This is a genomic window from Pantoea ananatis LMG 2665 (genome assembly GCF_000710035.2).
GTDB lineage: Bacteria > Pseudomonadota > Gammaproteobacteria > Enterobacterales > Enterobacteriaceae > Pantoea > Pantoea ananatis.
The window spans coordinates 86,121-110,363 of the sequence record NZ_JMJJ01000006.1; the positions used below are offsets into that span (position 1 = coordinate 86,121).

Consider the following 24,243-nt stretch of genomic DNA (forward strand, 5'->3'; position numbering starts at 1 on the left):
CTGAAGCCTTCCTTGTGACGTAAACTCCGTTACGTTCCGGCCTCCTGGCTACCGTCATCCTGACGGCTCCTGTTGTCCAGGACATCCTGTCCGCGAGTGATATTCTCGTCAGAAATTACTCAGAGCACAAGGTGGTAAAACGCCTTATAACGATATCTTATGAAAAGCGCTCATCAGCGCAGCTAATAAGTTAATGATTTACAATATTTTTACATCTTTCCGAAATGATCACTGCGTGAAGGATAGAGCGATCTCTCACAGAGCTTGTAAGAGATCTCTCACACCGCTGATAGCGGATATCTGCAACTAGTCACTAAGCGGTTGTAAATCATTAAGAAATGATGGGATATCAGGTGCCAGCGTCTGGCGATGTTTGCGCCCTGGGGTTTCCAGAATGACATGTCCGCTCAGGTTACACAGCGAGATAATGTTTTCTTCGGAATCCGTTGTCGCGATAAACAGCGTCGGCGCCTGCTTCAGCCGGCGCTGCATCACTAAATGACCAATCAGATTTTCCTGCAGTCGGACAAAATCCTCTTCGCTCCAGACCTGCAGAAGCGTTAGCCTGTTTTGGTCGTGAGTGGCGCGCATGTCTCCTGCGAACTGGTGGGTATAAAATGCGGTAATCTGCGGCTGGAGCTGGATATCCAGCGCGCGCTCAACGGCATCCAGAGACGGCGGCAGGCTAAAGGGCTGCGGCTGCCACAGCGCCCGCTCGCCACGATTTTCAATCAGGCAGGGTGAAGGAACGCCATAAAGATCGCTACTGGCCGGTGCATGGCCATTATTCTGCTGCCAGTGCAGACAGTATCGGGTGGTAAAATCAGTTAACGCTTCAGCCGTTTGCTGCATCATTCAAATTCTCACTTCTGATAGGTTACACTTACTCACTTTGATGACCTCAGTGGTAACCGTTATGTCTTCTTATCAGCCGGATCCGGCGCTCAGCAACCTGACGCTTGGCAAGCCCACAGCTTATCACGATCGCTACGACAACAGCTTATTACAGGCCGTTCCGCGCAGCATGAACCGCGAACCACTCGGCCTTTATCCTGATAACCTGCCTTTTACGGGAGGCGATATCTGGACGCTGTATGAACTCTCCTGGCTCAACAGCAAAGGCGTTCCACAGGTGGCGGTTGGCGAAGTGGTGCTGGACGCCCACAGTCGTAATCTTATCGAGTCCAAGAGTTTCAAACTCTATCTTAACAGCTTTAACCAGACGCGGTTCGCAGACTGGGGCGAGGTGCGCCAGACGCTGGAGCAGGATCTGCGTGTCTGTGCCGAAGGCGAGGTGCGCGTCGCGCTGTTTCGGTTAAATGAAATTGAAGGTCAACCTGTGGGACACTTTGCAGGCTACTGCATAGATGAGCAGGATATCGAAATTGAAGATTATGCCTTCAATGCCGATTATCTGATTAACGCAGCCGGTCAGGAACAGGTGGAAGAAACGCTGGTCAGTCACCTGCTGAAGTCCAACTGTCTGATCACGAATCAGCCTGACTGGGGCTCGGTGATGATTCGCTATAAGGGCCCACGGCTCGATCGCGAAGCGCTGCTGCGCTACATCATTTCATTTCGTCAGCATAATGAGTTTCATGAACAGTGCGTTGAGCGTATCTTCAATGACCTGATGCGTTTTTGTCAGCCCGAACAGCTCACCGTTTACGCGCGCTATACGCGTCGGGGCGGACTGGATATTAATCCATGGCGCAGTAATGTGCCCTTTACGCCGGGTCATTCTCGTCTGGTTCGTCAGTAGTTTGCGAGGTATTTCTCAGGCTGCCGGTCAACTATAGCGTTCCACTTGAGTCAGCCCTGCCGACAAGGCTACTCTGGGCAAGGCGGCATACAGTGGATTGCCAACCAGGGATTTTCGTCACTGCATTTGCAGTGTCAGCCATCACCCCAGCGGGTGCAAAGGAGTTCATTTGATTACACATGTCAGCCCTCTTGGCTCTATGGATCTGCTCTCCCAACTGGAAGTAGATATGCTGAAGCGCACAGCCAGCAGCGATTTATATCAACTTTTCCGTAACTGCTCGCTCGCCGTGCTCAATTCTGGCAGCCAGACTGACAGCAGCCACGAGCTCCTGTCCCGCTTTGAGAACTTCGATATTAACGTGCTGCGCCGCGAGCGCGGTATCAAGCTTGAACTGATCAATCCCCCCGAAGAGGCCTTTGTTGACGGCCATATTATTCGTTCACTGCAGGCTAACCTGTTTGCCGTGCTGCGCGATATCCTGTTTGTTAACGGCCAGTTAGCCAGTTCCGGCCGGTTACCCTGCGCAGAAGACAACGATTCGGTCATGATTACCAACACCGTGTTTTCTATTCTGCGTAATGCCCGGGCATTACACGTGGGCGAATATCCCAATACCGTTGTCTGTTGGGGCGGCCACTCGATTAACGCGGTGGAATACCAGTACTGTCGTAACGTCGGTACGCAGTTGGGCCTGCGTGAACTGAATATTTGTACCGGCTGTGGCCCGGGCGTGATGGAAGCGCCCATGAAGGGGGCGGCGGTAGGCCATGCACAGCAACGCTACCGCGACAGCCGCTTTATCGGTTTAACCGAGCCGTCGATTATCGCGGCTGAACCGCCTAACCCGCTGGTGAACGAACTGATCATCATGCCGGACATCGAAAAACGTCTGGAAGCCTTTGTACGCATTGCACATGGCATCATTATTTTCCCTGGCGGCGTGGGGACGGCAGAGGAGTTTCTTTACCTGCTGGGCATTCTGATGAATCCGCAAAATGAGCATCAGGTTCTGCCGCTCATTCTGACCGGGCCGAAAGAAAGCGCCGACTATTTCCGTGTGCTGGATGACTTTATTGTCAGCACGCTCGGGGAGCAGGCACGTAAGCATTATCAGATCATTATTGATGATGCCGCCGAGGTGGCCCGCCTGATGAGAAAAGCGATGCCGCAGGTGAAAGAACACCGCCGCGAAACGGGTGATGCCTACAGCTTTAACTGGTCTATCCGCATCGCGCAGGATTTGCAGGTGCCCTTTATGCCAACGCATGAAAATATGGCCAATCTCAATCTCTACACTAACCAGCCGCCGGAAAAACTGGCAGCCGACCTGCGCCGGGCGTTCTCGGGCATTGTGGCAGGTAACGTTAAAGAGATGGGCATCCGTGAGATCCGGGAAAAAGGCCCTTATAAACTGCACGGTGATGCCGACATCATGCACCGCATGGATGAACTGCTACAGGGCTTTGTGGCGCAGCAGCGTATGAAACTGCCAGGTACTGCCTATATCCCGTGCTACGAAATCATTAAGTAAATCAGGAGGCAGCCGCCGGGCTGCCCGTACCTTATGTCACATCACTTACTTATTGTTGATGCACTCAATCTCATTCGCCGCCTTCACGCCGTTCAAGGCTCTCCCTGTGTGGACGGCTGCGTGGCGGCATTGCGCCAGCTTCTCGGCCACACGCGTCCTTCTCACGTTGTGGCCGTGTTTGACGGTGAAGCGCGCCATCAGGGATGGCGGCATCAGCTGCTGCCCGACTATAAAAGCGGTCGCCCGCCCATGCCGGAAGATTTGCAGGCTGAAATGCCCGCTTTGCAGGCGGCGTTTCGGGCCGTGGGCGTGAGCTGCTGGATTGCCGAACAGGATGAAGCCGACGATCTGGCGGCCACGCTGGCGGTAAAAATGGCGCGGGCGGGCCATCAGGCCACTATCGTTTCCACCGACAAAGGCTACTGTCAGCTACTGGCGCCGGACATTCGCATCCGCGATTATTTTCAGAAGCGCTGGCTGGATTTGCCGTTTATTGAAACGGAGTTTGGCGTTGCGCCCACTATGCTGCCCGACTACTGGGGATTATGCGGCATCAGCAGCAGTAAAATCCCGGGTATCGCGGGCATCGGCCCCAAAAGCGCCCGGGAACTGCTGCAGCAGTTTGGCTCACTGGAATCGCTTTACCAACAGTTGGATCAGGTCCCCACCAAATGGCGCAATAAACTGCAGACAGGGCAAGAGATGGCGTTCATCAGCCGCGACGTCGCCCGGCTGAAACAGGATTTGGTGCTGGAAGGAAATCTGAATTTACTGCGTTACAGCGGTGACTAGCATGGTCAACCGATCGGGCACCATCGCGCCCGATCGGTTCGATTAGCGCTCGTCGCGACGGCCACCGACCGCGGCCCAGATACGACGAATATGCACCGTTACTTCTTCACGATCGTGGTAGAGCTGGCGTGCACGAATTTGCGCATTAATGCCATTTTCCGTGAGGCGCTGCTCGATCATGGCCAGATTCTGCGTGACTTCTTCATACCGCTTCTTCATGGGCAGCTTCAGGTTGAAAATGGCCTCACGACACCAGCCATTCACCAGCCAGTCCGCCATCAGATTGGCCACGCGAGCCGGTTTTTCCACCATGTCGCAGACCAGCCAGCTGATATTGGTGCGCGGTGGGCGGAAGCGGAAACCGTCTTCGCGTTCGTGAAAGACCTGTCCGGTATCCATCAGACTCGGTGCCATGGGGCCGTTATCCACGGCGTAGACCATCATGCTGCGCTGTACCAGCTGATACGTCCAGCCGCCAGGGCAGGCGCCCAGATCCACCGCATACATGCCGCTGGCTAACCGCTCATCCCACTCGTCGACGGGCACAAAAACGTGGAAAGCCTCTTCCAGCTTAAGCGTTGAACGGCTTGGCGCATCAGAGGGAAACTTAAGACGCGGAATGCCCATATAAAAGGGGGAATTGTTTTCTGGCAGCGAATAGCCCACGTAACAGGTACCGGGAGCAATAAAGAACACGTGCACGACCGGGCGTTTTGGGCTCTCGTAATTAAGCAGAATTTTGCTCTCACGCAGGCTGGCACGCAGGGGAACGGTAAACTTGCGGCAGAATTTGGTGAGCTCTTTTGCTTCATTGGTGTCAGGCACCTCAACACGCAGCTCGCCGCCTTTCTCGACCACACCGCTCAACATGCCAACGATCGGCGAAATACGATCGTCCTGGGGCAAGTCACGCAGCAGCTCGCCGACAACCAGCATCTGGCGGGCGAAAATCAGGGTTTCAAATGGCAGTTCCCGAATCAGCCTTTCCGCATCGGGCTGCTGATAGCATTCAAACAGCACATAACCGGCCTCTTCTTTTACCCGTGGAAAGCCGTAGACGTTACGCTCTGCGGCTTTCGCACTAATCTCTGCCGCACACTCTTTTTCAAAGCCGGAGCGGCAATACAGTAAAACTTTATTCATGGCGTTCTGCCTTGGTTTTAAGACGCAGTGCGCCAATCAACATCAATAGCCAGCCGACGAGGAAGAATACGCCTCCGACTGGTGTGATAAATACAAAAAACGTTAAATGCGACAGCGCCAGTGAATAGAGGCTGCCGCTAAATAATACGGTTCCCAGCGCCATAGACGCACTGCTCCAGTAAAACCAGATGTTACAGCGATACAGCATTGCCGCACCCAGCCCCAGTACAGCCAGCGTATGGTAAGCCTGATATTCCAGCCCGGTGTGAATCCAGGCCATTTCAGTGGCTCCCAGCGTTTTGTTCAACACGTGAGCACCAAAAGCACCAAATGCCACCAGGAAAAAGCCGCTGATGGCCGCAAAAATAAACATGGCACGTCTGGACATCAATCTATCCTCAAGGTGCGTTTGCAGGTCCCTGCAAAAAAATCAAAAAGTTACTGATCATAACGAAAGCGGAATTTTTCTTGTTCGGTTGCCGCTTTAGCGAGGATCCACTGTCGAAAGGCGGCTATTTTACCCAGTTCTGCCTGGCTGTCATGACAAACCAGATAAAAAGCATTTTTGCTCACTAAAACGTCATTAAACGGACAAATCAACCGCCCCGCTTCGATTTCACTCTGCGCCATAACGTTATTGGCCAATGCCACGCCCTGACCATGAATCGCTGCCTGCAACACCATGGCGCTGTGACTGAAGATGGGCCCCTGTTGAACGTTGATATGCTGAACGCCGAGCTGGCGAATATAGGATTGCCAGTCACGACGCGACGCATCATGCAGCAGAGTAAAGCGAGCAAGATCCATAGGGGTTTTAAGCGGATTTTCCCCGGTCATCAACGCCGGAGAACAGACCGGCAGCAGGTATTCTGCGTAGAGTTTTTCCACCCGTAAGCCAGGCCAGTTGCCCCGACCATAGAAAATCGCCACGTCCACATCGTCAGCCAGTTTCTCCTCATCGCGGTCAACGGCCTGGATACGGACATCGATTCCCGGATAAGCCAGATTAAAGCTGGAGAGGCGCGGCACGAGCCATTGAATGGCAAAACTCGGCAGTAAACTGACCGTGAGCGCGCCTTTGGCACTGCGTGCCTGCAGCTTGCGCGTGGCTTCATTCAGGGCAGAGAAGATTTCTTTAATGTCCAGATAGTAGCTTTGCCCCTCTTCCGTGAGCAAAAGCGAACGATTCCTCCGCCTGAACAGCTTTAATCCCAGAAAATCTTCCAGTGATTTGATCTGATGGCTGACGGCAGCCTGGGTGACGAACAGCTCTTCAGCCGCTTTGGTAAAGCTTAAATGGCGTGCTGCGGCATCGAAAACCCGCAGTGCATTAAGGGGAGGAAGACGTTTTGACATGGTTATCCATAGCCAGCCTGGCAAAAAATACGCGAACTAATACAAAGGCTTTACGTATTAGAATTTATAATCCGAGACATTATAAATTGTCCGTTGATGAAGCTCCAGCAAATACCTATAGTTGCGCTACTTCCTGAGCCGGAACGAAAAGTTTTTAGATTTGTGAGTGAGTTCGCAGATTTTCTGAAAGCTTTTGGCTTGTGGTCGTGATGTTGTGTTTGCAATTTTGATCTGACCTTTACAGATCAAGCTTTTTTAATTCCTGTAGATTTACCCTGTCTGTCCATTGTGATATTGAGTAGCACCGCAAATTGCGGTGCTTTTTTTATGAGCTGATTACTTCATTTCAACCATTTCTTTCACATCTGAACGGTTAATCTGCTGCTCATTGCCATTCGCATCTTTATAGCTGATCATACCGGTGTCAGTATCGACCTTTGGTTTGCCTTCAGCGACGATAGTGCGTCCATCATTGGTATGCATCACGTAGTTGCTTGAACAGGCAGCCAGGGTAAAGGCCATTGTACAAATGGCCAGCATTGCGGCGAGTTTTTTCATCTTCTATCTCCTTGCAGATTGATTGCACCAAACCCCCCGCGTTACGCTGACCAAAGAAACGGTCAAGTGCGATCGACTGTAAGTAGGTCGTCTCGCCATGCGGGTTAAGTTTATACCTTGCAATACTCAGCATAACCCGCTTTTCCAGCTTTGCCAGACAGACAGCCATCTTTCAGCCTGGACCTGAAAATTAACAACCTGTGAGCCACGTATGAGCGCCTTCAACCCTTCTTCATTTCGTCAGCAGTTTCCTGCGCTAAACGATGCCGGTGTCTATCTTGACAGTGCCGCCACCATGCTGAAACCGCAGACGGTGATAGACGCGACGCAGCAATTCTACAGCCTGAGCGCTGGCACCGTTCACCGGAGCCAGTTTGCTGCTGCCCGCCAGTTAACGGAGCAGTACGAACAGGCGCGTGGCATGGTGGCACACTGGCTGAATGCCGCCAGCGATCGCCAGGTCGTATGGACGCGCGGCACCACTGATGCGATAAACCTGGTGGCGCATGGCTGGTTAGCGCCGCGTTTACAGCCTGGCGATGAGATAATTGTCAGTGAGGCAGAACATCATGCGAATCTAGTGCCCTGGCTGATGGTTGCGCAGGCCAGCGGCGCGCGGGTGGTGAAATGGCCGATTGGTGCCGATCGCCTGCCGGATATCTCACTGCTGCCTGCGCTGATTAACAACCGGACCCGGCTGCTGGCGGTCGGGCAGATGTCTAACGTGACCGGCGGCTGTCCCGATCTAGCGCAGGCCATTGCCCTGGCCCACGCAGCAGGCGCAAAAGTCATGGTGGATGGCGCTCAGGGCGTGGTGCATTGCCCACCGGATGTGCAGGCGCTGGATATTGATTTTTATGCTTTTTCCGGCCACAAGCTCTACGGGCCAATGGGCATTGGCGTGCTGTACGGAAAAGCGGAACAGCTGGAAGAGATGGTTCCCTTACAGGGCGGCGGAAAGATGCTAACACAGGTCGATTTTACCGGCTTTACGCCGCAGCCCGTTCCCTGGCGTTTCGAGGCGGGCACACCCAACGTTGCTGGCGTTACCGGGTTAAGCGCCGCGCTCGGCTGGCTGCAGCAGTTGGATATGCGCAAAGCCGAGATGTGGAGCCAGCAGCTTGCCAGCCTGGCCGAGGAGCAACTGGCTGAACTGCCCGGCTTTCGTAGCTTCCGCTGTGGCAGTGCCAGCCTGCTGGCCTTCGACATTCAGGGCATTCATCACAGCGACATCGTGACACTTCTGGCCGAGCACGGTATCGCCCTGCGGGCGGGTCAACATTGCGCTCAGCCATTGATGGCGGCATTGGGCGTTGACGGCACGCTGCGCGTTTCGTTTGCACCTTATAATAATCTTCAGGATGTCGATGCCCTGCTGCGCGCCATGCGCAGCGCCATCGATCTGTTATCGGAGTTTTAATGATGAACGCACCGCTGTTAGCGCCTCACCCGTTCGGCGCTGAAATCACCACGGCTGATTTACAGGCTACCTTCTCCCGCTTTCATCAGTGGGAAGATCGCTACCGGCAGCTGATTTTACTGGGACGGCAGTTACCCGGGTTGCCTGACGCGTTAAAAACAGCGGATATCGAACTGAGCGGCTGCGAAAACCGCGTCTGGTTCGGCAGTCAACTGAGGGAGAAGGGTACTCTGCACTTCTATGGAGACAGCGAAGGTCGTATCGTGCGCGGTCTGCTGGCCGTGTTGCTGACCGCCGTTGAAGGCAAGACGCCAGCTCAGTTGCTGGCGTCCGATCCGCTCGATCTGTTTGAGGCGCTGGGCCTGCGCGCTCAGCTTAGCGCATCACGCAGCAGTGGCCTGAAAGCGCTGGCTGACGCCGTGCGGCAGAGCGCCCAACGGTATCAGGGTTAAGCCTGGCGCGCCGCGCGCGCCAGAAACTTCTTCAGGGCATGGGATACCGCAACAAAGCCGAAGGTGGCCGTCACCATCGTTGCCGCGCCAAACCCGGATTCGCAGTCCATTCTTTTCGGCCCTTCTGCCGTACTGCGTGAGGCGCAAACCGTGCCATCCGCCTGCGGATAAACCAGCGCTTCAGTAGAAAATACGCAGTCGATGCCCAGCTTGCCTTTGCTGTTCTTCACGACACCAAACTGTTTAAGGCGCTCGCGCAGTTTGGCCGCAAGCGGATCCTGGATCGTTTTGGCTAAATCGGTGACCTGAATTTGTGTCGGATCGATCTGGCCGCCTGCGCCACCGGTAGTGACCAGCGGGATCTTGTTGCGCCGACACCAGGCAATCAGCGCGGCTTTGGGCCGCACGCTATCAATGGCATCAATCACGTAATCGATATCGCCCGTCAGCAGGGTCGCCGTGTTTTCCGGCGTAATAAAATCATCAATGCACACCACTTCACAATCAGGATTAATGGCGCGCAGGCGATCCGCCATGACTTCCGTCTTGGCTTTACCCACGTTGCCATGGATCGCATGTATCTGACGATTGGTATTGGTGATGCAGACATCGTCCATATCGATCAGGGTAATCCTGCCGATACCGGTGCGTACCAATGCCTCTGCAGCCCAGGAACCTACGCCACCAATCCCAATGACGCAGAAATGCGCATCCGCAAACCGCTGCAGAGCCTGCTGGCCATAAAGACGTGCCGTGCCACCAAAGCGCTGGTGCCAGGCATCGTTTAACACTTTCATAGTCAAACCTGTTACAGAGTGCGGGCCAGAACGCCCGCCACATCAAAAATTAGTTAGCACCCAACAACAGGGTGCCGTTGTTGCCGCCCTGCGCATTGCTGAACAGCGGCTGACCGGCGCCAGGGGCAGATTTAAGCACCCATACGCGTCCATAATGGTTATAAAAACCGGCAAGATGAGCGGCATCCGGGCCCACGCCCTGATAAATGTCGAAGTGCTGGCCTTTGATGGCACCGCCAACATCCAGCGCCACCATCATTCGCATCTCATATTTACCGTTAAATTTCCCTTTTTCATTTAACTGCGGCACTTCTGCCAGCAACACCGTTCCGGCAGGAATCAGTGAGCGGTCTGATGCCACAGAAGCTTTCGCCACCAGCGGTACAGCGCTGGCACCGCGCACCGGCACATAGTCTTCTGGTTTGAAAAACACAAATGAAGGGTTGGTTTCTAACAGCGCACGCACTTCCTGCGGAGAATGCTCGTCAGCCCACTGGCGAATCGCCTGCATGGACATGTCTTCTCGCTTCACTTCGCCACGATCGATCAGCTCTTTACCGATGCTATGATAGCCCCAGCCGTTTTTTCCGCCATAACCAAAAAAGCGCATTGGACGCCCGTCGCCAAAATCAACGTAGCCGCTCCCCTGTACGTCCATAATAAAGTTATCGATGAGTGAATTACTCCAGGCAATCACATAGCGATCGTCCAACCCACCACTATATATAGAAGCACGGCTTGGCAGCTTTTGTCCGCGCTTACGTGGCGGCATCCGGTAAATGGGATACTGGAACTCACCCTGACGGGTGTAACGTGCCTCAACGACTGGCGTGTAGTACCCGGTGAACTGCACGTTACCGTAATTGTCTGTGCCTTCCATCTGAAACGCGTCCAGACCAAACTGGCGCAGCTGGCGCGTGTCGCCGCCGGCTATCAGCCAGTTTTCTACCGCACTGTAAGTACTGTTGTTGCGGAGAAACAGGCCAGAGGAGGCAGACTGAATCTGCCGGACCTGTTCACCAAAGTCCCGGCCGTTAACCGGGCGGCCTTTAGCATTAGGTTGATTGACCAGCGCAAGGGGCTGATCCAGTTTGCCGTCTTTATATTGCTGACCCCGATCGGTTGGCTTACCGCTACAGCCAGCCAGCAGCGCTAAAAATGCGCCAGTAAGTGCGTACTTCGCCCAACGTCCTTTCATCTTCATCTCTTTTTATAACTGTTCGCCACGCGACGATAGCAAAGCCGTCATCAGAATGAAATCCATCCTGTTTCGTCATAACGGATATCGGCGCAATAAATCACCAAATGGAGGAATCCTTCATCAATTAACAGCAAATTTAGCCTTTTAGGGCAAAAAGGGGTTGCAACAATCATCGTGCGGAGTATAGTGCGCATCCACGGACGCGGGGTGGAGCAGCCTGGTAGCTCGTCGGGCTCATAACCCGAAGGTCGTCGGTTCAAATCCGGCCCCCGCAACCAATTCTTCTGTGATTTTGCTCATACAGAAGAGACAATGTGAAAGTCGCTATGCGCAATCGGACGCGGGGTGGAGCAGCCTGGTAGCTCGTCGGGCTCATAACCCGAAGGTCGTCGGTTCAAATCCGGCCCCCGCAACCACTTTAAACACCTGAAAGGGTGTTTTTTTGTTTCTGAAATTCGCTCAACCGCCAGTGTAGTCACCTCTCCTTCTCTTCCTCTTTTTAAGCTGTTCTCGCGTTTGCCACTCAGACAGAACCCTGTTCAGGCCGCAGCTATTGCTCTTGCCGCTATATTTCTGTTTTGATGATTCATTCGGACATCACAAGGTCTGCTATGAATAACCACAATATTGCTGCACTGACCACTCAGTTTCCGCAGGTCGCGGATTTAATTGCGCTCAATGAAACCACCTGGTTTAATCCCGCCACGACCACCGTCGCAGAAGCCTTACCCCATGTTGGCCTGACGGCCCAGGATGTTGAAGAGGCGCATGCACGCCTGAAGCGGTTTGCACCTTTTCTGGCACAGGCCTTTCCTGAAACGGCCGCCACGGGAGGAATTATTGAGTCGGAGCTCGTAGCCATACCGGCGATGCAGGCGCGGCTACAAAGGGAATACGGACAACACATTGCGGGTACGCTGCTGTTGAAGAAAGACAGCCACCTGCCAATTTCTGGCTCAATCAAAGCGCGTGGTGGGATTTATGAAGTGCTGACCCATGCCGAGAAACTGGCACTGGATGCAGGTTTACTGACCCGGGAAGAGGATTACAGCAGGCTACTCTCGCCTTCGTTCAGGCAATTTTTTAACCGGTACAGTATTGCCGTGGGCTCAACCGGTAATCTTGGCCTGTCGATTGGCATCATCAGCGCCCGTCTTGGCTTTAAAGTTACCGTGCATATGTCGGCGGACGCCCGCGAATGGAAGAAAGCCAAACTACGCAGTCACGGCGTCACGGTAATTGAGTATCAACAGGATTATGGCGTAGCGGTAGAGCAAGGACGTAAAGCGGCAGAGTCCGACCCGGACTGTTTCTTTATCGACGATGAAAACTCCCGCACCCTGTTTTTAGGTTATGCCGTTGCCGGGCAGCGCCTGAAGGCTCAGTTTGAACAGCAGGGCCGCGTGGTTGACCGCCATCATCCGTTATTTGTGTATTTACCCTGCGGCGTGGGCGGTGGCCCCGGCGGCGTCGCCTTTGGTCTGAAGCTGGCTTTTGGTGAACACGTTCACTGCCTGTTCGCCGAACCCACCCACTCTCCCTGCATGTTGCTGGGCATCTGCACGGGTTTGCACGAGGGTATTTCGGTACAGGACATCGGCATCGACAATATCACGGCAGCCGATGGACTGGCGGTCGGACGCGCTTCCGGCTTCGTTGGCCGATCCATGCAGCGCCTGCTGGACGGGCTCTATACGCTTGACGATCAAAGCCTGTACGACATGCTGAGTTGGCTGGCGCAGGAAGAAGACCTGCGGCTGGAGCCCTCGGCCCTTGCCGGTATGGCTGGCCCCCAGCGCGTCTGCAGTGCCACAGCTTACCTGCAAATGCACGGTTTTACCGCGGCGCAGTTAGGTCAGGCGACACATCTGGTCTGGGCAACGGGCGGCGGAATGGTGCCGGAAGACGAAATGGCCCGCTATCTGGCAAAGGGGCGCTGAGCACCCGGCGGCCTCTGAACAGCAGGCCAACCTGCGCGGCCTGATCCTGAAGCCGCGTGGGATCGCTTTCCGGTCCTGGTGTCTCAGCAGGCCAGGAAAATGCGCCAGCGGCCGTTTTCCTGAGGGTTACTCAGCGATGAGCCAGTGCGACACCGCTTTTAAAATAGGCTTTGATTCCTTCCAGGATCGCCTCTGCCACCTGATGCTGATAGCGCGTGGTGCGCAACTTACGCTCTTCTTCAACATTACTGATAAAGGCCGTCTCCACCAGAATAGAGGGAATATCTGGTGCCTTAAGCACGGCAAAACCGGCCTGATCCACGGTGCGTTTGTGCAGGTGATTGATGCGCCCCATGCGGTGCAGCACTTCTTTACCAAACTTCAGGCTGTCATGGATCGTCTGGCGCTGCACCATATCAAACATGGTGTGATCCAGATAGCGATCTCCACTCATGCTGACGCCACCAATCTGATCGGCTTCGTTCTGGGTTTGCGCCAGGAAACGCGCCGCCGCAGAGGTCGCGCCGCTGGTCGACAGCGCAAACACGGAAGAACCGCGCGCGGCCCGGCTGGTAAATGCATCGGCATGGATAGAGACAAACAGGTCGGCACGTTGCTTGCGTGCTTTAGCAACCCGCACCCGCAGAGGAATAAACACATCCTCGTTGCGGGTCATGTAAGCCTTCATGTTGTGCTCTTTTTCGATCAAGGTTTTCAGCCGACGGCCAATCTTCAGCACGATATCCTTTTCACGTGTTTTATGTTTACCGTGGGCACCAGGATCTTCACCGCCATGCCCGGGATCGATCATGATGATGATCGGGCGATCGCGTCCCGCTTTACCGGGCAGAGGCGCCTGAACGGCCTCATTTTTTTCCAGATCGCCCTGATTGTAATCTTTAAGTAATGCCAGAAGCGGATCATCTTCAACGCTATCCTGGCTGGGATAGAGATCGACCACCAGGCGGTGTTTGATCGTGGACACCGGGTCAAGGCTGAAGATTTTAGGGGACACGTTGCGTTTCAGTTCTAGTACGACGCGCACGGTATTGGCATCAAACTGCCCCACTCTGGCGCTTTTAATAAAAGGATCGTCAACACGCACGTGCTGATTCACGCCCTTAAGGACTGAGTTGAGATGCAAGCCATCGATATCAATGACCAGGCGGTCAGGGTTCGTCAGGGCAAACTGCTTGTACTTAAGCGCGACGTTAGACTCCAGCGTCATACGCGAGTAAGTGGAAGAGGGCCAGATGCGGACCGCTAAAATATGGCTGGTCGCGGCCATACTCACACCGCTGACGCTGAGCAGTAACAGCGCCCCTGTACCTTTTAATAATCGTCTACGTGAAACCAGGGGATTACCTTCCGACATGCCACTCCAGCTGTTATATAGTGTTTAAAAAAACGGCAGCCAAATAAAATGGCGGCGAAAACTTTATCCAATCCTGCAGGCAATGTCACCCCGGAAACCCCAAATAATGCAGGCTGTTAGCGGCTTTGGCACCAAAAAAAACGTAAATTATCGTCAGGATTAGCGCTTGCAAAACGATGGCTAAAGGCATAAAAATACACAAAATACGAATAAACATTCACTGAGGGTTAGCCGTGAAGGAACGTAGTACCGAACTGGTTCAGGGTTTTCGCCACACCGTTCCCTATATCAATGCGCATCGGGATAAGACATTCGTCATCATGCTCGGCGGTGAAGCCATTGAGCATGAGAATTTCTCCAGTATTGTCAATGATATCGGCTTGCTGCATAGCCTCGGTATCCGTCTGGTCGTGGTGTATGGCGCGCGCCCACAGATTGATGCCAGCCTGGCGGCACATCAGCTGGAACCGGCTTACCACAAATATACCCGTGTGACCGATGCTCAGTCGCTGGAACTCGTCAAACAGGCCGCAGGCCGGCTGCAGCTGGATATCACGGCCCGGCTCTCAATGAGCCTGAACAACACACCTTTGCAGGGCGCGCACATTAACGTGGTGAGCGGTAACTTCATTATTGCTCAACCGCTCGGCGTGGATGACGGGGTGGATTACTGCCACAGTGGACGCATTCGTCGTATTGATGAAGAGGCCATTCATCGTCAGTTGGATAACGATGCCATTGTGCTGCTTGGCCCGGTGGCGGTGTCGGTGACGGGTGAAAGCTTTAACCTGACGTCTGAAGAGGTTGCCACCCAGCTCGCCATTAAGCTCAAGGCCGAAAAGATGATTGGCTTCTGTTCTGAACAAGGCGTGATCGATCGTGAAGGCAATATTGTCTCGGAGCTCTTTCCTAACGATGCGCAGGCGCGTATCGATGAAATGGAAAGCGACGGCGATTTTCTTTCAGGCACCGTGCGTTTTTTACGGGGCGCGGTAAAAGCCTGCCGCAGTGGCGTGCGCCGCAGCCATCTCATCAGCTACCAGGAAGACGGTGCGCTGCTGCAGGAGTTGTTCTCGCGCGACGGCATCGGGACGCAGATTGTGATGGAGTCGGCCGAGCAGATCCGCCGTGCCACCATCAACGACATCGGCGGTATTCTGGAGCTGATTCGCCCGCTGGAGCAGCAAGGCATTCTGGTACGTCGCTCACGTGAGCAACTGGAAATGGAGATCGATAAATTCACCATCATCCAGCGCGATAACCTGACCATCGCCTGTGCCGCGCTTTATCCGTTTATGGATGAAAAGATTGGGGAAATGGCCTGCGTCGCAGTGCATCCGGACTATCGCAGTTCATCGCGTGGCGAGTTGCTGCTGCAGCGCGTCGCGCTTCAGGCTCGGCAAATGGGGCTGGAAAAACTGTTCGTGCTGACTACGCGCAGTATTCACTGGTTTCAGGAGCGCGGTTTTACGCCGGTGGATATTGAGTCGCTGCCAGAGAGTAAGAAAGAGATGTACAACTATCAGCGCCGCTCAAAGGTGCTGATGGCGGATTTAACCTGACAGTCACCGGGCGGCAGCCATGCCGCCCTTGCTGTTACGCCTCCCCGGCCGCCCCTAACCTTTCCACCAGCCCGCTTCGCCGCTGCGTTTGCAGCTGTACGGCGCGGTCAAATATTGCACGATCGCTGTAAAGCGTCAGTTGACTGCGCGCACGCGTAATTGCGGTATAAACCAGCTCGCGGGTCAGCACCGGCAGAAACTGGGTCGGCATGACCAGCGCGGTATGGTCAAACTCCGATCCCTGCGACTTGTGTACCGTCATAACCCAGGCGGTTTCATGAGACGGCAAACGGCTGGGCTGAATCGCTTTCACGCTGCCGTCTGGCAACGGAAAAAAGACTCTGAGCTGGCCTTCCTCATCGCGCAGAGTAATACCGATATCGCCGTTAAACAGCCCCAGTGCGCTGTCATTACGGGTGATCATTACCGGCCTTCCCGCATACCAGCGGCTGCCCAACGCAGGACGTCTGATGCGCTGCAGCTGCATCAGGCGTTGCTCAATGCGCTGATTCAGCCCGTGCACGCCAAAGGGCCCTTCACGCAGGGCACACAACAGCTGATAACGGCTGAATGCGTCAATGACCTGCTCTGGCGTAGCCTGATGCTGAACGGCATGCAGATAGTCGCTATAACCCCGCGCTACCTCGTCCAGCATGGCCTGATAAGCGTCGCCGTCATTCAGCGGCTGAAAAGAAACATCCTGGTGTCCGGCGGCAAAAATCGCGCTCATCTGGCGCGCATCGCCCTGGTTCACCGCCCGTGCCAGCTGACCTATTCCAGACTTTTCATCAAAACGATAGCTCTGTCGCAGCAGGCAAATGCTGTCGCGAACGGCTGGCGCGGCCTCAACATCGTCGCCTGTGAGCGTGCAGCCGGTCAGGGCCGTCAGCTGTGCAGCCCGTGACGGGCTAAATCCTGTTTCGCTGCAGCGGCAAATATCCCCCAGCACAGCGCCCGCCTCCACCGAAGCCAGCTGATCGCGATCGCCCAGAAAGACCACGCGCGCATGCTGTGGCAAGGCAGAGATCAGTTTTGCCATCATGCTCAGGTCGACCATTGAGGCCTCATCGACCACCAGCACATCCAGATGCAACAGGTTGCCCGCGTGATAGCGCAGACGCTGCGTGTCCGGTTGTGCACCCAGCAGGCGGTGCAGCGTCGTCGCTTCCGCAGGGAACCGGGCGCGCTCTTCCTCGCTTACGGCCAGTCCCTGTAGAGCTTTACCCAGCGACTCCGTTAAACGGGCCGCGGCTTTGCCCGTGGGCGCCGCCAGCTGTATGCGCAGCGGCACCGTATTCAATCGGATTAGCGCAGCCAGCAGCTTTGCCACCGTGGTGGTTTTACCGGTTCCCGGCCCACCTGAAATCACGGCGGTTTTTCGCGTCAGCGCCACGGCTGCGGCAATCTTTTGCCAGTCGTCAGGACGGCTGCCAAACAGGCTGGTCAGTACCTCGCTGGCCCGGTGCGCATCAAATGTTCCTTCGTCGGGCTGCAACGAAAAAAAGCGCGCAACCTGCCCTTCGCTCTGCCACAAGCGATGCAGATACAAACGCTCATGGCTCAGCACCAGCGGCGTAACGGCACTGCCATCACTGATTGCTGACCAGCCCGCCAGTGCAGCATGCACATCGTCCGGCGCGCCTGCGGCCTGCCACAGTGCCTGGGCCAGCGCCGGCTGACGCCCCGCAAAGAGTCCGGCCTCGCTCAGATTAGCCAGCGGCAGACAGACGTGACCTTCTCCGGCATCGGCACTGACGCAGGCCGCTGCCAGCAGCAGAAAAGGCTGGGCGTCGTCCGCAATCAAGCGGGCAAACTGTATATCCAGAGGACGCAGTAAACGCTTTTCGACTGCCTGGAGCAGTAAGGCGTTTATATCACTCATAACATTTCCTCTGTATTGCCAAACAGCCTGTCCATTTCATCAATAAACGCCGGGTCGGGTCGGGTGGCGAAAATGCCGTTGTCGGCCGGGCTGCCATCGACGCCACGCAGAAACAGGTAAAAGACGCCGCCGAAATGCTGTTGGTAGTCATAGCCTGCCAGACGGTGCTGGAGATAACGGTGCAGCGCCAGGGTATACAGCTGGTATTGCAGATCGTAGCGGTGGTCGATCATCGCCTGCTCCATCGCCTCGGGCGTGTATGCGGCATGACTTTCCCCCAGCCAGTTCGATTTATAATCCAGCAGATAGTATTTTCCCTGCCAGCGGAACACCAAATCAATGAACCCTTTCAACATGCCTTTCACCTGGCGGAAATCCAGTGCCGGACCGCGCTGCGACAGCGGATCGTACCGGCGTACCAGCGCATCCAGATTGGTCGCGGTCAGCAGGTTATTGATCGGGAGATAAAATTCCATTTCAATCAGCCGGTCGCGGCTGTTAATACTGGCCAGCGTTACGCCTTCCTTGTTAAGCGGCGTTGTCAGGACGCGCGCAATCCACTGCTGAATGACCGGGAGCCAACTGAGTGAATACCCGTTTTGCTGGAGCTGATCTTCCAGCCACAGCGCCTCTGGCGGTTCGGTGAAATCGATTGATTCAAACAATCCGTGGAGAAACGTCCCGGGTGCCGCACCGCGCGGAAAATGGTGCGGCGTCAACAGGGTATCCTCTTCGTCTGCCGTTTCGCCTGCGGCGTCGATATCAAATTTAGGCAAGGCGTCCAGCAGCGGTGAGCTACCGTGCTGCTGCAAACCCGAATAACTGGTGACGCGCCAGCTGTCGGCCAGCGCTCGCGTCATTTCCCGACTGCTCAGCGCATCGTTGCTGACCAGGCCTTCATGCCAGATCGCCCCGGGCTGGAGCGCGCTGCTGATAACCTCAATTCCCGCGCCCTCAAGCGCCTGCAGATGCTGACTGAGCTGCGCGGCATCGGCGATTTCGCCGCGCTGCACCAGATAACCGAGCGCGCTTTTGTGCAAGTCGCTTTCACCCGCTTTTTTACGCGCGCCCTTAATCAGCGGTGCAATGCCTACGCTGCAGTGGTGAACCGAACGGGTCAGTGCCACGTAGAGCAGGCGTAAATCCTCTGCCAGGCGCTCCTCTTCTGCCAGCGTCAGGCTGTACTCATCCCCCTGCACGTCCAGCATCGCAGCAAAGCTTTCACGATCGTGATACAGCGCACTGGCGGCCTCGCGGAATCCGGCGGCAAAGGGCAGCCAGACCAGGGGATACTGCAGTCCTTTCGATTTATGAATGGTGACGATTTGCACCAGATGACGATCGCTTTCAAGACGCAGTTGCTGACTGGCGGCCTGGCTATCGGGGCGGGCAATTTGCTGTGCCAGAAAACGCACCAGCGCATGGGTGCTGTCGAGCTGAACCGCCGCTTCCTGCAGGAGTTCACCCAGGTGCATCAGATCGGTTAAGCGCCGTTCGCCATTGTCTGATGCCAGCATATTTTCGGCCAGTTGCCGCGTGATCATCACGTCGCGCAGCATGGGTAAAACGCCGCGCTGATGCCAGATTTGCTGCCAGCTGACAAACTGCTCCACCAGTGCATCCCAGTGGCGTTCGTTCTGCGCCAGCGCGTCCAGTTCGGCGGCATCAATAGCAAAGATGGACGTCGCCAGCGCGCTGCGCAGCAATCGCTCCTGTTCAGGTGACTGAACCGCCTGCAGGAGCCATAACAGTTCGCGCGCTTCCGGCGTGGTGTAAACGCTGTCGCGGCTGGAAAGATAAACGGAGGGAATCGACAGGCTGTTTAGTGCATCGCGGATCAGGCTGGCCTCGTTACGGCTGCGCACCAGCACGGTAATGTCCGATGCCTTAACCGGCTGCAGGGCATCGCCTTTGCCAATCAGCGCCTGCCCCTGCTGTCCGGCTACCAGCCAGCGGCTGATATCCGCGGCACACTGCTGCGCCATAAATTGTTGGTAATCACTCACTCCCACACCTTCACCCGGCTGAAGCCAGAAGCGCAGCGCGGGCTGCGGTTGCTGCTGATAAATCAGCTTCAGAGCCTGATTAGGCGCAGCCGGACTGACCGGGAGAAAAGGAATGGAAGAGAACAGAAACGGCGAATCAACCTGTGAAAACAGCCGGTTAACGCTGTCCACCATGCCAGGCGAGGAGCGCCAGTTAGTATCTAATGTGTAGTGAGCACTAACTTCACTACGGGCGCGCAGATAGGTAAAGATATCCGCACCGCGGAAGGCATAAATCGCCTGCTTGGGGTCACCAATGAGTAGCAGGGCCAGCTCTGGCTGATGCAGATACAGCGTACGAAAGATACGATACTGCTGCGGATCGGTATCCTGGAATTCATCAATCAGCGCGACCGGGAAGCGCCCGCGAATCGTTTCCGCCAGTAGTGCCCCGCCCGGCTGTTGAAGCGCCTCATCCAGACGGCTCAACAGGTCATCAAAGCCCAGTAGTGCGCGCTGACGCTTTTCGCGCTGGACCGCCTCGCGGACCTCGGTCAGGGCCTGCCAGATAATGACGTCTCGCAACGTCAGCGGTTCGGCCAGAAAGCGATCTACCGCATCAAACAATGCATGCTGCGGTGCCTCGCCCTTTTTGGTCTTCTCGTGCAGCACCTGCTGTCCAAAGCGCTCCAGATCTTTGGGCAGTTGATAATCAAGCGTTTCGCTCTGTGCCCACTGGGTGACTTTAGCCACCCAGTTAGGTAAGTGCTTACTGCTATAACTGCGCTTATCAACACCAGACGCGCTAATGAGCCCTTCCACATCGGCGCTGGCAGCCTGCCACTGCTGCTTAAGGGCGTTAATTCGCTCAAGATTGGCCGCATGGCGGGAGGCCAGCGTTTCCTCTGGGCGAGGTGGGCGCCTGAGCGTCGGTGACTCCCCCTGCAGCCAGGGCCGCAGCGTGGTCAGTAAACTGTCCGGTCCGCTCCACTCCGCCGCAATGACTCTGGCCACATCCAGCGACAGGGGATAACACTGGCGACGCCAGAAATCGGCCGTGGCCTGTCGGAGCAGCGTTTGTTCGTTTTCAATCAGCTCCTGCTCGAACAGCATGCCCGATTCAAAAGCGTTCAGGTTAAGCATGCGCTGACAAAAGCCGTGGATGGTAAAAATTGCCGCCTCATCCATTTGTCGCTCGGCCGCCAGCAGTTGTGACGCGGCCTGGGGCAGGTCTGGGATCTGCTCCATCAGCTGTTGGTGCATGGGGTTATGGCTTTTACCACGCACGCAGGCCAGACGTAGCTGATGGATATTGTCACGGATACGACCGCGCAGTTCAGCCGTAGCGGCTTCGGTAAAGGTCACCACCAGAATCTCTTCGACGGACAGCGGCCTGCGCCAGGCGTTCTCGCCGCCCAGCCCTAATAGCAGACGTAAATAGAGCAGGCCAATCGTAAAGGTTTTACCGGTCCCCGCTGACGCCTCAATTAACCGTTCACCGTTCAGCGGCAGCGTTAACGGGTTAAGCGACTCGGGTCTTGACTGCATCATTGGGTTTCACTCTTTACCGGCAGCGACTGCTGCAGTTTGGCGATTTCCTGCCAGGTTCTCCAGCCAGGCAGCGGGGCAAATTCGATTTTACGCTCGCCGCTTCCGGCGATCTGCGACGTCATGGCCATGCCTTTTTTCTGCATCACGGCCTGATGAAAGAAATCGGCCAGGCCGGCAGGCGTAAGCAGCTGGATCTGCTCCATGAGCTTTTGCCGGGTATCGAAATCGTTGTTCTGGCGATCGAAATCGCGGCTGAAACGATCGGCTTCTTCGTTCAGCGTTTGTGGACGCTGTCTGAGATCGTTGAGCATCGCCTGCTGATACTGCGTAAAATCGGCCTGGCTCATCGTACGCAGACGCTGCTCAGCCTGGGGATAAAATGCCTGATAGCGCTGCATTAGATAGGCGGGCTGCTTGCTGTTACTCTGCAACAGAAAACCAATTCCCCACTGACGTCCCACCGGCATCCGGAAGGCAAAGACGGCATAGCCCAGTTGCTCTTCCGTCCGTAGCTGATTGTAAAACCATGGCTGCACGATCTGGCTGAGCATCGCGCTGTTGGCCATGCTCTGGTATTCGTCATAGCCTAAAGGAATATAGAGCGCGGCCAGCGCAGAGTCGGTACTGCTGCCGTGCTGCTCCAGATTCGCCTTTAACGGCTTTTCAACGCTGAGGTAGTTGCTGTGCCAGTAGTGAGTCCCTTTGCACTGCATCTGCTGTTTCAGATCGCGCCCCAACTGCGTGACGCTGTCGGCGCTCAGGTTGCCAACCGCCATCATCTCCGGCGTGGCATTTTTTAATAACGCATCGCGGTAAGCCACCACCTCATCCAGCGTAATGCCGCTCACCAGTTTGCGGCGTGTTTCTCGCTGAGTATAAGGCAGCTGCGACAGGAGCTGCATTGGCTGAATAGCCTGCTCAAAGGCTTTGCCTTTTTCGGCCGCGTCCAGTCGCTCCAGGTACCAGGATTTAGCCTGCTCCAGCTGCGACTCACTGGGCTGGAAGGTGCGATAACGATCCACCAGCTGTTTAAGCAAGGCGGGCAGACGTTGCGTAAAGCCACTGGCGTTAAAGACCAGACCATCGTTCTCACTGGTCGAAAAGCTGATACCGCCAATGGAGGCCTGTGAGCTCAACTCATCCAGCGCCAGGCTGGCCAGATAGTCATTCAGACCAAACAGCACCTGCTGGCGCGCATCGCTGATGGCCTGCTGGTTTCGCAACGCCACGGTAATGCTGGCTTTGGGCTCATTCGCATAGAACTGGCTTGGCATCCAGTAAATGCGCATCCCGAAATCGTTATCCAGCTTTACCGGATGGCGATAGGCCTTCTCTGCGGCAGAAACCAGCGTAAAATCATCGGGAATATAGGGATTCAGCACCGGCATCGCGAGCTGAATCTCGCGCCCGCGCTGCTGCCACTGCGTAAACGTCTGAGCGGTAATTTTATCTACCTGATAAGGCGCATTGACGAAATAGGCTAGCCTGTTGTGCGGCTCCTGCGGGCTGATATACCAGATGCGCGCCTTCTGCGGCGTCATCTCTTCCAGACGGGCCTGAATTGCCCCGGCATCGTAGCGGTCGGCAAGATAAGGGGCATCCAGCGTATGCTCTACCGGTACCCGTAGCATCGTATCGGCCAGCCACTCGATGTAGTCCATGTTGCGGGTAATGGAGGGATAACGGAAATCCAGCGCCAGAACATGTGAAACTTCGTCGAAGTAGCGACGATCGATGCCTTTTTCGCGCAGCATGGCAATGTAGCTAAAGACGGCCGCCACGACGTCGTCGCGCTGGGCGAGGCCTTTATCGGTGAGTGAGACGCTGATCGTAAAGATGCCGCTGTTGCGCTCGGTAACCGGATCGGCTCCGGCGCTGACGCCATCGGCCAGCCCCTGTTTTTGCAGCCAGTCAGCCAGCGTATTGGGGCTACGGTTGCCAATTAAATAGCCGATGAGCGTGTCCGTTTTACTACGGAAGCGATCGCTGTTATTCGGAATGCGGAACTCAATTTTGAGCTGTTTACGGGGTTGTGCAGGCACATAATGAATAAGAATACCCTGCTGCGCCTCGGTGACAACAGGCTCGTTAATCATCGGAACGCTGGCATTGTGGTTAGCCACGCGACCAAAGGTGTCTGCCGCAATGGCGGCCATCTGCGCCAGGGACTGGTTGCTGTAGATAACGGCCTTCATCAGGTTGGCAGAATAGTGGCTGTGGTAAAAGTCCAGCAGCGCCTGATGCAGGTTACTGTCGGGTTTATCTCGCAGGGTTTCAAGATTGCCCCCATAGAAGTGCGCTGCCGGATGGGCCGGATTGATCGTCTCGGCCCCCACCTGCCCCATGCGCAAAGCGTCGCGGGCGCGCGCCATTGTCAGCTCAGCATTGACCGCATGACGTTCCCGATCGGCATTGACCGGATCCAGTAACGGTGCCGCAATGGCGTCGGCCAGGCGATCGACGGCAGGCGCAAGGGCATCGTTTTCCACTTCAAGGTAAAAAGCGGTGCGGTAGGACGCCGTGCTGGCATTGTGGCTGCCACCATGCTTTTTGAGGAAGTCCGCCAGGCTGTCAGGTTCCGGATAACGCGTTGAGCCCATCAGCACCATGTGCTCAAGATAATGTGCCAGGCCAGCCTGTTGCGCAGGATCGTCCAGTGAACCAATCGGCAGGGTTAAAGCCGCCAGCGATTTAGGAGCATCCTTGTCTGACACCAGCAGCACGGTCATGCCATTATCCAGCGTAATAGCCTGATACTGACGCGGATCCTGTTCGCTTTTACCGATGGTACTGTTAACGGGCTGCCAGCCCTGGCCCGTTTCGGCCTGAACCGTAAACGCCACCAGGCTGAACAGAATGGCCAGGATCAAGCGTGCATGTGTGCGCATGTAAACCTCTTACGTTACCCAAAAGCCGCCTTGCCAGCGCATTGG

At 55.6% G+C, this 24,243-nt stretch carries 18 protein-coding genes and 2 tRNA genes; 9 read left to right on the top strand and 11 right to left on the bottom strand.

Going from position 1 to position 24,243, the window contains the following annotated elements:
• Positions 1–306 precede the first annotated feature (306 nt).
• Positions 307–855 (bottom strand): SecY-interacting protein, encoded by a 549-nt coding sequence (gene syd / locus EL29_RS13910; protein ID WP_024471445.1) that lies wholly within the window; start codon positions 853–855, stop codon positions 307–309.
• 61 nt (positions 856–916) lie between these two features.
• On the opposite strand from syd, the gene queF reads away from it, so the two are divergent.
• The 3 genes from queF to xni all read left to right on the top strand — a co-directional run bounded on the left by queF (position 917) and on the right by xni (position 4,088).
• The gene (gene queF / locus EL29_RS13915; protein ID WP_024471444.1) at positions 917–1,762 is read left to right on the top strand and encodes an NADPH-dependent 7-cyano-7-deazaguanine reductase QueF; all 846 of its coding nucleotides are present in this window, start codon (positions 917–919) and stop codon (positions 1,760–1,762) included.
• A gap of 169 nt (positions 1,763–1,931) precedes the next feature.
• Complete coding sequence (gene ppnN, locus EL29_RS13920; RefSeq protein ID WP_014605152.1) at positions 1,932–3,296, top strand: nucleotide 5'-monophosphate nucleosidase PpnN; 1,365 nt, start codon at positions 1,932–1,934, stop codon at positions 3,294–3,296.
• Positions 3,297–3,329: 33 nt separating this feature from the next.
• Positions 3,330–4,088 (top strand): flap endonuclease Xni, encoded by a 759-nt coding sequence (gene xni / locus EL29_RS13925; protein WP_028715734.1) that lies wholly within the window; start codon positions 3,330–3,332, stop codon positions 4,086–4,088.
• Between the two features lie 42 nt (positions 4,089–4,130).
• Here xni and rlmM read toward each other — a convergent pair whose 3' ends face one another.
• From rlmM to EL29_RS13945, 4 genes are all read right to left on the bottom strand, one after another.
• Positions 4,131–5,231: a 23S rRNA (cytidine(2498)-2'-O)-methyltransferase RlmM gene (gene rlmM, locus EL29_RS13930; RefSeq protein ID WP_028715735.1), complete on the bottom strand. Its 1,101-nt coding sequence runs from the start codon at positions 5,229–5,231 to the stop codon at positions 4,131–4,133.
• Complete coding sequence (locus EL29_RS13935; protein WP_028715736.1) at positions 5,224–5,619, bottom strand: DUF423 domain-containing protein; 396 nt, start codon at positions 5,617–5,619, stop codon at positions 5,224–5,226. Before EL29_RS13935 ends, rlmM begins: the two co-directional genes overlap by 8 nt.
• Positions 5,620–5,669: 50 nt before the next feature.
• Positions 5,670–6,587: a transcriptional regulator GcvA gene (gene gcvA / locus EL29_RS13940; protein WP_014594466.1), complete on the bottom strand. Its 918-nt coding sequence runs from the start codon at positions 6,585–6,587 to the stop codon at positions 5,670–5,672.
• A 336-nt stretch (positions 6,588–6,923) separates the two neighbouring features.
• Positions 6,924–7,145 carry a YgdI/YgdR family lipoprotein gene (locus EL29_RS13945; protein ID WP_013026969.1) on the bottom strand — a complete coding sequence of 74 codons (222 nt, stop codon included), beginning with the start codon at positions 7,143–7,145 and terminating at the stop codon, positions 6,924–6,926.
• A 211-nt stretch (positions 7,146–7,356) separates the two neighbouring features.
• Here EL29_RS13945 and csdA point away from each other — a divergent pair, with 211 nt between their 5' ends.
• Both csdA and csdE read left to right on the top strand, forming a co-directional pair.
• Positions 7,357–8,565, top strand: a complete 1,209-nt coding sequence (gene csdA / locus EL29_RS13950; protein WP_028715737.1) for a cysteine desulfurase CsdA — start codon at positions 7,357–7,359, stop codon at positions 8,563–8,565.
• A gap of 2 nt (positions 8,566–8,567) precedes the next feature.
• The gene (csdE, locus tag EL29_RS13955) at positions 8,568–9,017 is read left to right on the top strand and encodes a cysteine desulfurase sulfur acceptor subunit CsdE (RefSeq protein ID WP_028715738.1); all 450 of its coding nucleotides are present in this window, start codon (positions 8,568–8,570) and stop codon (positions 9,015–9,017) included.
• Here the strand turns inward: csdE and tcdA are convergent.
• Both tcdA and mltA read right to left on the bottom strand, forming a co-directional pair.
• Positions 9,014–9,814, bottom strand: a complete 801-nt coding sequence (tcdA, locus tag EL29_RS13960; protein WP_014594469.1) for a tRNA cyclic N6-threonylcarbamoyladenosine(37) synthase TcdA — start codon at positions 9,812–9,814, stop codon at positions 9,014–9,016. The genes csdE and tcdA overlap by 4 nt on opposite strands.
• 49 nt (positions 9,815–9,863) lie before the next feature.
• Positions 9,864–11,012 (bottom strand): murein transglycosylase A, encoded by a 1,149-nt coding sequence (gene mltA, locus EL29_RS13965; protein WP_014605149.1) that lies wholly within the window; start codon positions 11,010–11,012, stop codon positions 9,864–9,866.
• Between the two features lie 204 nt (positions 11,013–11,216).
• Between mltA and EL29_RS13970 the strand changes: the two genes are divergently transcribed.
• The 3 genes from EL29_RS13970 to dsdA all read left to right on the top strand — a co-directional run bounded on the left by EL29_RS13970 (position 11,217) and on the right by dsdA (position 12,955).
• Positions 11,217–11,293: transfer RNA gene (locus EL29_RS13970), tRNA-Met, on the top strand.
• 61 nt (positions 11,294–11,354) lie between these two features.
• Positions 11,355–11,431, top strand: a tRNA-Met gene (locus tag EL29_RS13975).
• A 195-nt stretch (positions 11,432–11,626) separates the two neighbouring features.
• The gene (gene dsdA / locus EL29_RS13980) at positions 11,627–12,955 is read left to right on the top strand and encodes a D-serine ammonia-lyase (RefSeq protein WP_028715739.1); all 1,329 of its coding nucleotides are present in this window, start codon (positions 11,627–11,629) and stop codon (positions 12,953–12,955) included.
• Positions 12,956–13,085: 130 nt separating this feature from the next.
• Here the strand turns inward: dsdA and amiC are convergent, their stop codons facing one another.
• On the bottom strand, positions 13,086–14,330 hold the full coding sequence (gene amiC / locus EL29_RS13985) for an N-acetylmuramoyl-L-alanine amidase AmiC (protein ID WP_013026975.1): 1,245 nt from the start codon (positions 14,328–14,330) through the stop codon (positions 13,086–13,088).
• A gap of 233 nt (positions 14,331–14,563) precedes the next feature.
• Between amiC and argA the strand changes: the two genes are divergently transcribed.
• Positions 14,564–15,892, top strand: coding sequence for an amino-acid N-acetyltransferase (gene argA, locus EL29_RS13990; RefSeq protein WP_013026976.1), 1,329 nt, complete (start codon positions 14,564–14,566; stop codon positions 15,890–15,892).
• Positions 15,893–15,926: 34 nt separating this feature from the next.
• Here argA and recD read toward each other — a convergent pair whose 3' ends face one another.
• Genes recD through ptrA form a run of 3 tightly spaced genes read right to left on the bottom strand, consistent with a single transcriptional unit; the run spans position 15,927 to position 24,198 of the window.
• Entirely contained in the window at positions 15,927–17,774 is a 1,848-nt protein-coding gene (gene recD / locus EL29_RS13995) for an exodeoxyribonuclease V subunit alpha (protein ID WP_028715740.1), read from the bottom strand.
• Positions 17,771–21,310: an exodeoxyribonuclease V subunit beta gene (gene recB / locus EL29_RS14000; RefSeq protein ID WP_028715741.1), complete on the bottom strand. Its 3,540-nt coding sequence runs from the start codon at positions 21,308–21,310 to the stop codon at positions 17,771–17,773. The genes recD and recB overlap by 4 nt, the downstream gene beginning before the upstream one ends.
• Positions 21,307–24,198, bottom strand: a complete 2,892-nt coding sequence (gene ptrA / locus EL29_RS14005; protein WP_028715742.1) for a pitrilysin — start codon at positions 24,196–24,198, stop codon at positions 21,307–21,309. The genes recB and ptrA overlap by 4 nt, the downstream gene beginning before the upstream one ends.
• Positions 24,199–24,243 lie beyond the last annotated feature (45 nt).

Excerpts from the sequence above, each read along its gene's own strand:
- rlmM (WP_028715735.1), bottom strand. The coding sequence starts at position 5,231 with ATGAATAAAGTTTTACTGTATTGCCGCTCCGGCTTTGAAAAAGAGTGT.
- syd (WP_024471445.1), bottom strand. The coding sequence starts at position 855 with ATGATGCAGCAAACGGCTGAAGCGTTAACTGATTTTACCACCCGATAC.
- gcvA (WP_014594466.1), bottom strand. The coding sequence starts at position 6,587 with ATGTCAAAACGTCTTCCTCCCCTTAATGCACTGCGGGTTTTCGATGCC.
- mltA (WP_014605149.1), bottom strand. The coding sequence starts at position 11,012 with ATGAAAGGACGTTGGGCGAAGTACGCACTTACTGGCGCATTTTTAGCG.
- EL29_RS13945 (WP_013026969.1), bottom strand. The coding sequence starts at position 7,145 with ATGAAAAAACTCGCCGCAATGCTGGCCATTTGTACAATGGCCTTTACC.
- EL29_RS13935 (WP_028715736.1), bottom strand. The coding sequence starts at position 5,619 with ATGTCCAGACGTGCCATGTTTATTTTTGCGGCCATCAGCGGCTTTTTC.
- recD (WP_028715740.1), bottom strand. The coding sequence starts at position 17,774 with ATGAGTGATATAAACGCCTTACTGCTCCAGGCAGTCGAAAAGCGTTTA.
- tcdA (WP_014594469.1), bottom strand. The coding sequence starts at position 9,814 with ATGAAAGTGTTAAACGATGCCTGGCACCAGCGCTTTGGTGGCACGGCA.
- csdA (WP_028715737.1), top strand. The coding sequence starts at position 7,357 with ATGAGCGCCTTCAACCCTTCTTCATTTCGTCAGCAGTTTCCTGCGCTA.
- ptrA (WP_028715742.1), bottom strand. The coding sequence starts at position 24,198 with ATGCGCACACATGCACGCTTGATCCTGGCCATTCTGTTCAGCCTGGTG.
- xni (WP_028715734.1), top strand. The coding sequence starts at position 3,330 with ATGTCACATCACTTACTTATTGTTGATGCACTCAATCTCATTCGCCGC.
- amiC (WP_013026975.1), bottom strand. The coding sequence starts at position 14,330 with ATGTCGGAAGGTAATCCCCTGGTTTCACGTAGACGATTATTAAAAGGT.
- recB (WP_028715741.1), bottom strand. The coding sequence starts at position 21,310 with ATGATGCAGTCAAGACCCGAGTCGCTTAACCCGTTAACGCTGCCGCTG.
- csdE (WP_028715738.1), top strand. The coding sequence starts at position 8,568 with ATGAACGCACCGCTGTTAGCGCCTCACCCGTTCGGCGCTGAAATCACC.
- queF (WP_024471444.1), top strand. The coding sequence starts at position 917 with ATGTCTTCTTATCAGCCGGATCCGGCGCTCAGCAACCTGACGCTTGGC.
- dsdA (WP_028715739.1), top strand. The coding sequence starts at position 11,627 with ATGAATAACCACAATATTGCTGCACTGACCACTCAGTTTCCGCAGGTC.